Origin of the sequence: Bacillus sp. DB-2 (assembly GCF_003315125.1) — a bacterium.
GTDB classification, from domain to species: Bacteria; Bacillota; Bacilli; order Bacillales; family Bacillaceae_G; genus Bacillus_A; species Bacillus_A mycoides.
The window spans coordinates 1-6028 of record NZ_QNRN01000036.1; the positions used below are offsets into that span (position 1 = coordinate 1).

The 6028-nt window shown below is 36.1% G+C and carries 5 protein-coding genes, 1 pseudogene and 1 other annotated feature; of the genes and pseudogenes, 2 read left to right on the forward strand and 4 right to left on the reverse strand.

All coding sequences use genetic code 11. The features are described from left to right. Positions 1-271 precede the first annotated feature (271 nt). On the forward strand, positions 272-1030 hold the full coding sequence (locus DET63_RS29915) for a TrmB family transcriptional regulator (RefSeq protein ID WP_113938650.1): 759 nt from the start codon (positions 272-274) through the stop codon (positions 1028-1030). 180 nt (positions 1031-1210) lie between these two features. Here the strand turns inward: DET63_RS29915 and DET63_RS30420 are convergent, their stop codons facing one another. The 3 genes from DET63_RS30420 to DET63_RS29930 form a co-directional block, all read right to left on the reverse strand. Continuing rightward, positions 1211-1384 (reverse strand): hypothetical protein, encoded by a 174-nt coding sequence (locus tag DET63_RS30420; protein WP_002034605.1) that lies wholly within the window; start codon positions 1382-1384, stop codon positions 1211-1213. A 77-nt stretch (positions 1385-1461) separates the two neighbouring features. Further along, positions 1462-2646 carry an MFS transporter gene (locus tag DET63_RS29925; RefSeq protein ID WP_113938651.1) on the reverse strand — a complete coding sequence of 395 codons (1185 nt, stop codon included), beginning with the start codon at positions 2644-2646 and terminating at the stop codon, positions 1462-1464. Positions 2647-2757: 111 nt separating this feature from the next. Then, entirely contained in the window at positions 2758-4071 is a 1314-nt protein-coding gene (locus tag DET63_RS29930) for an APC family permease (protein WP_002015963.1), read from the reverse strand. Positions 4072-4136: 65 nt separating this feature from the next. Next, positions 4137-4373 (reverse strand) — a binding site (T-box leader). A 165-nt stretch (positions 4374-4538) separates the two neighbouring features. Between DET63_RS29930 and DET63_RS29935 the strand changes: the two are divergent. Then, a pseudogene (locus DET63_RS29935) lies at positions 4539-4766 on the forward strand (hypothetical protein). Positions 4767-4852: 86 nt separating this feature from the next. Here the strand turns inward: DET63_RS29935 and DET63_RS29940 are convergent. Further along, entirely contained in the window at positions 4853-5818 is a 966-nt protein-coding gene (locus DET63_RS29940) for a hypothetical protein (RefSeq protein WP_113938652.1), read from the reverse strand. Between the last annotated feature and the right edge of the window lie 210 nt (positions 5819-6028).

The following is a 6028-nucleotide window of genomic DNA, read 5'->3' on the forward strand; positions in this document are numbered from 1 at the left end:
TAACCCTCACTACTAGCCAATCACTTGACTAGCAGGGCTTACTGATATATTTAATTAACTTTAGTTATAATTGGTTAAATAAATCGTAACAGTTAATTACCCTTCTCGTTGTATTGTAATCATATTAATCACTATATTAAGTATAATGGATAAAGTTTAAAAATTGAAATTAATTCTCATCTCAATTTGAGTAGAAACCTACTACCACTTGTGTAAAAACAAATAGTTCATTATCCTTAAACTATATAATCTCATTCGTTCGGAGGGAACTATGCTACAAAAATTCGGTTTCTCACAATATGAAAGCCAAGCTTATGAAGTTGTCGTATCAAGCAATGACCCATTAGATGCAACAACTATCGTTAAACATTCAGGTGTTCCAAAAGCAAAAATATACGAAGTGTTAGCACGACTCATTGATAAAGGGATGGTAATGGATTCTGTTTCTGAAAAGAAAAAATTGTATACAGCATTACCACTCAAGCTAGCAATTGAAAAGTTAACGACAGAATTCCAATCTAATATTAAAGAACTTGAAAATAATATTTCTAAAAAATCATTTACAGATGACCGCGTTTGGAGTTTAAAAATGCAGTCTTCTATTAAAGTACAAAGTAGGCAACTTATAGAAGATGCGAAAGAATCCATACGCATCTCCGCATGGAACGATACCCTTTTAGAATATCTTCCTTTACTAGAACAAAAAGAAAAACAAGGCGTCCAAGTCGAGTCCCTCATAGTTGGAAAAGTGGAAACTGACTTAGAAAACATGCATTTTTTAATCCCAGCTCAAGAACCTAACGCATTAGAGCGTTATTTACTACTCATCATTGACGATAGTGAAATTTTATTTGCTGGTGTAGAGCAAGAATCATGGCAAGCGATGAAAACAATGTCACAACCTTTCGTGAAGTTCTTTACGGAGTTCTTCTATCATGACGTTGCACTTGCGAAAATTACAGAGAAGCACCATGATCTCTTTATGCAGGATGAGGAAATTAAGGAATTGTTGATGAAGTTGAGATATTAACAAATCCCAAAATCGATTCTACCATTTGAATAGATAATATAATTTTCCATACAAAAAAAGCTGTATCAAACGGAGTTTTACATACTCATTTGGTACAGCTCTTTTTTACGCTTTCGTTAATTTAATTTTATGTAGTTGGTTTTTCGGATGGTTTTGATTTGTAAATACAGAACGTTCATTTCACGACTTCTTTTGCTCCTTTATCTCCATCAAAAGCTCAATAATCTTCTCATTTTGCTCTACTTGTTTCTCAGAGTTTTGATAGATGAAACGAATCCATCTAAATACAAAAATAATAAGAAATAATGGGACTAAAGAAATTAGAAAACCAATAATTGAAAAATTAGACTCCATATACTATCACCTCGCTATATACTCCCTTCTCCATTTCTCTACTAACCCCTGCAATTTTTCACACAAAAAAGAACCTATCAAATGATAGATTCTTCTTTCCTAAGCTGATTTGAGCGTCCTCTCGTAATAGAGAAAATCGCACAAAGCAGTGCCAATATAATGAAAACGCCGCCTACCCAAGCGTTATATATAACAGATGATTTCTCAATAACAACTCCGCCCACTGTTGAGCCAAGCGCAATTCCTAAATGAAGTGCAGAGTTATTTAAACCTTGCTGAATACCAGCTGATTCTGGCGCAATTTCAATTAAATAGTTTTGCTGTGCTGGCGAAATTGCCCAGCTCAGCATACTCCAAAGACCCATCATAATAATGAAGAGCGGGAATGAGAATGTCATCATCGGCAACATAAAGATTGCACATGCAAATACGATAATGATGGAAATAATACTTTTCTTCGATCCCCATTTATCAGCAAGCCAGCCGCCAAGGCCACCTCCAAGTACCGCTGCAATTCCGAAAATGAAGTAAAACACACTAATCCAATTTGCTTCAACATGCATCACATCTTTTAAAAACGGTGTTAAATATGCGTATAGCGTTAAATGTCCTGTTAAAAATAAAAATGATGTTAACTGTGCACTTACAATTTTTTTATCCTTTAACGTAGCAATTTGTTCTCTTATTGATAATACCGATGTCGGGGGTACTTTCGTTAAGAATAATGAAATACAAGCAATCGCCATAACCGTTAATATTGAAATTAATACAAATGGTGCACGCCATCCATATGCATTTCCGAGCACAAGACCTAGCGGTACTCCAAGTACGAGTGATCCACTAATACCCATGAAAATGATTCCAATTGCACGCGCACGGAAATGCGGCTCTACTACACTAGAAGCAAGTGTTACCGATAGTGCAATAATAAGCGATCCACTCGCTGCACAAATTACCCTCGAGAACATTAACATCTCGTAATTCACACTAAATGCCGAAATGATATTTCCAATTAAGAAAATTGATAATGCCACAACATACAATTTTTTTCTTTCAAACTTGCCTGTTAATGCTAATAAAACCGGCCCTGATAGAGCGAATACTACTGAAAATATTGTAATAAGCTGACCAGCTGCACTAATCGACACACCTAAATCATTAGCAACTAAATCAAGCGTTCCTCCTATAATTAGCTCAACCGTTCCGACTACGAAAGCCGCAATAGCTAAAATATATACACGAAAATTCAAGCCTTTCCCCACACTTTCTCTTTTGGTTACTACCATTATAGTAACCAAAAGAGAAAGTGGACGCAAGTACAAATTTTTTTACAACAAAAAAAGCAGGCGTATAATACGCCTGCCCTTCAATCATTAAACTCCAGTTTCTTTCTTCTTATTTAAGTACCAATACACCGGAAGTCCAGTAAATACAATTCCAATTGATAAAAAGCAGCTTACCGGATCGTTAATAATTGCACTTCCAAGTACAAACAACGATCCTAAAATCGCAACGATTGGTACAATCGGGAATAACGGTACACTGTATGCACGCTCTTTATTCTTGTTACGTTTTCTTAAGATGAAGACACCTATAAATGTCATTACATAGAAAATATAAATAATGAATACGGAAATCTCGGATAGCTTATTCGGATCACTAATAATCATTAAAATAATTCCTAATATGATTTCAACAGTAATCGCATTCGCTGGTGTTTTAAATCTCGAATTTTCTTTTGCAATAAACTTAGAAAACGGAAGGTGTCCACGCTCTGCCATCGACATCGGAATACGTGGGAATGTTAAAATCTTTCCATTTAAACAACCGAAAATAGAAATGATAATACCGATACTAATAATTTTCCCGCCATATTCTCCAAGTAACATTCCCGCAGCTGTCGCCGTTGCATTTTCTCCAAGGGCTACGATTTTCGCTGCTGGTAATACATTTAGTAACGCTAAGTTAATTAATACGTAAGCAGCTGTTACAATTAAAATCCCAACTGTCATTGCCTTCGGTAATAACTTTGTTGGATTCTTCATTTCTCCGCCAATAGAAGCAAGCAAAATCCAGCCATCATAGGCAAATAAAGTTGCTAAAATTGCCATCCCGATACTTTGATTTTCTGATATCGGTACAACTACGTTGAAGATATCACTATTCCCTTTCCAAAACCCTAGCACAACAATTAATATAATTGGAATCATCTTCCCAACTGTCGTAACCGTTTGGACGATGCCCCCATATTTTGTTCCCAAACTATTTATAACGCCTAGGAACACAACTGTTCCAATTGCGATTGGTAAATTCCAGACTTTATCTAAATAGAAAAAATTGATCATTAAAGAACTAAAATACAAACCTAACGTTCCAATAATAGCTGGTCCATAAACAATTGTTTGCATCCAGCCAGATAAATACCCCCAAAAACTTCCGTAAATCTCCTCTAAATACGTATACAACCCACCATTTTTCGGAATTTGCGCTCCAATTTCGGCTACTGTTAAACCACTTGCTAACGTCAACAGACCACCAATTACCCAAGCAAGAATAGCCATATTAGAACTCCCTGAGTAATCTAATACGCTCCCTGGTTTCATAAACACACCAGACCCAATAATAGTTCCTACTACGATAGAGAGTGCTACTGTTAAACCAATTTTGTTTTTCTCATCATGATGCATGCTGCGTATCCTCCTTCCAATTCTAGTGTGATGCAAAAATGAAATAAAAAAACACTCCTCCCTAAAAAAGGGACGAGTGTTGTATTCGTGGTTCCACCCTTGTTTCAATTAGTAAAGTGACACACTTCACCAATTTCTCAAGTCTAAATAACGGTTTTTGCCGGCATGCAATTACTAGATATCCGTTCACTGCTGCAGTTCAGAGGTGGTAATCGATTTTCCCGTATTAGGAAGCTCACAGCCAAAGGCCTCCCTCTCTGATAATCGTAAAAAACTGATCATATCCTCATCATCACTTCTTGATGTCGAATTTTGTAGTTGTTTCCCATTATATTGAATTGTTAGAAAAAATCAATATATTTTTTATATAACATAAGAGATATTTCTCTTCTTATATTATAACAGAAATTACGACACTTCTCTAATTCCCTAAAAATGGTATGATCAATGTAGAAGGTGTACTAATAATGATTGCTATTTTTTGTATCATCGCTACTGTTCTTTCTTTTATATTCGCTATCATGTATCGATATAAATATCCTGGTTATAGCATTTTAGCGGTAGCTATTATACCAGCTGCTTCCTTCTACGTATTAGGTAAATACTAATATACTGAAGTGTTTATCGGTTTTGCAATCTTCTACTGCATCTTTGGATACATACTAACAATGAAAAGAATTTTATTGAATCATTAAAAGGGACCGATTTCTGCTTACAGAAATCGGTCCTCGCATGCATCATATCCCTCGGTTGCCCACACGAAAGATACGACATAGTTCAATTATTTATCTTCATTTTTCATAAAAAATTTATGATTTGGAAGATCCACATTTAAATCTGCTAATTGTTTCTTTTCCTTTTCTAGAATCGCTTTCGCTTTTTCTTTTGTCGCCTCATCTAAGTTTGCAAAGATGTCTTCATGCTTCCCTTTCTCTGGAAGATTCACACCTAGTTTTGTCAATTCTTCTTTCGCTTGCTCGCGAGTTAATTTCCCGGACTTTTCTTGCTCAAAAATGGACTTCGCTTTTTCTTTTGTCGCCTCATCTAGATTCGCGAACATATCACCGTGCTTCCCTTTCTCTGGGAATTTCACACCTAGTTCTTTCAACTTCGCTTTCGCTTGCTCACGAGTTAGTGTTCCAGACTTTTCTTGCTTCAAAATTGCTTCCGCCTTTTCTTTTGTCGCCTCATCTAAATTCGCGAACATGTCACCATGCTTCCCTTTCTCTGGAAGCGTTACGCCTAATTCTTTCAATTTCTCTTTCACTTGCTCATGCGTTAATGCTCCGGACTTCCCTTGCTCAAAAATGGACTTCGCTTTTTCTTTTGTCGCCTCATCTAAATTCGCGAATATATCTTTGTGCTTACCTTTCTCTGGGAATTTCACGCCTAGCTTTGTTAATTCCTCATTTGCTTGTTCGCGAGTTAATTTCCCGGATTTTTCTTGCTCTAGAATCGACTTTGCTTTTTCTTTCGCCTGATCATCTAGTCCTGCAAACATTTCCTTGTGCTTACCCTTCTCTGGGAATTTCACACCTAATCCCTCTAACTGTTTCTTTGTATCATCCATAATCGTTTTTACTTTTTGTTTTGTTGCTTCATCTAAATTCTTCTTCGCAGTTCCTTTTGTAACTTGCTCAGCTGCTGGAGTATTAGTTGCCGCAAACGCTGGTATACCAGCTCCTCCTATAATTCCAAATGATAAAGCACCTGCAATTGCTAAATATCCAACTGTTTTCTTCTTCATAGGAAATTTCCTCCTTCATATTTCTAAAGCATGTACACTTTCGTATACAATGCCAATAATAATGTTGGTTTCTTAAAATTTCCTTAACGATTTAAATAAAAAACACCGCTCATCATGAAGTGAACCCGAATAGTGGTACATGAAAAAAACACCTCCTGAATTCGCATACTAAGTATGCAAATTCAATGGAGGTGTTTTTCGTTTGAAGAC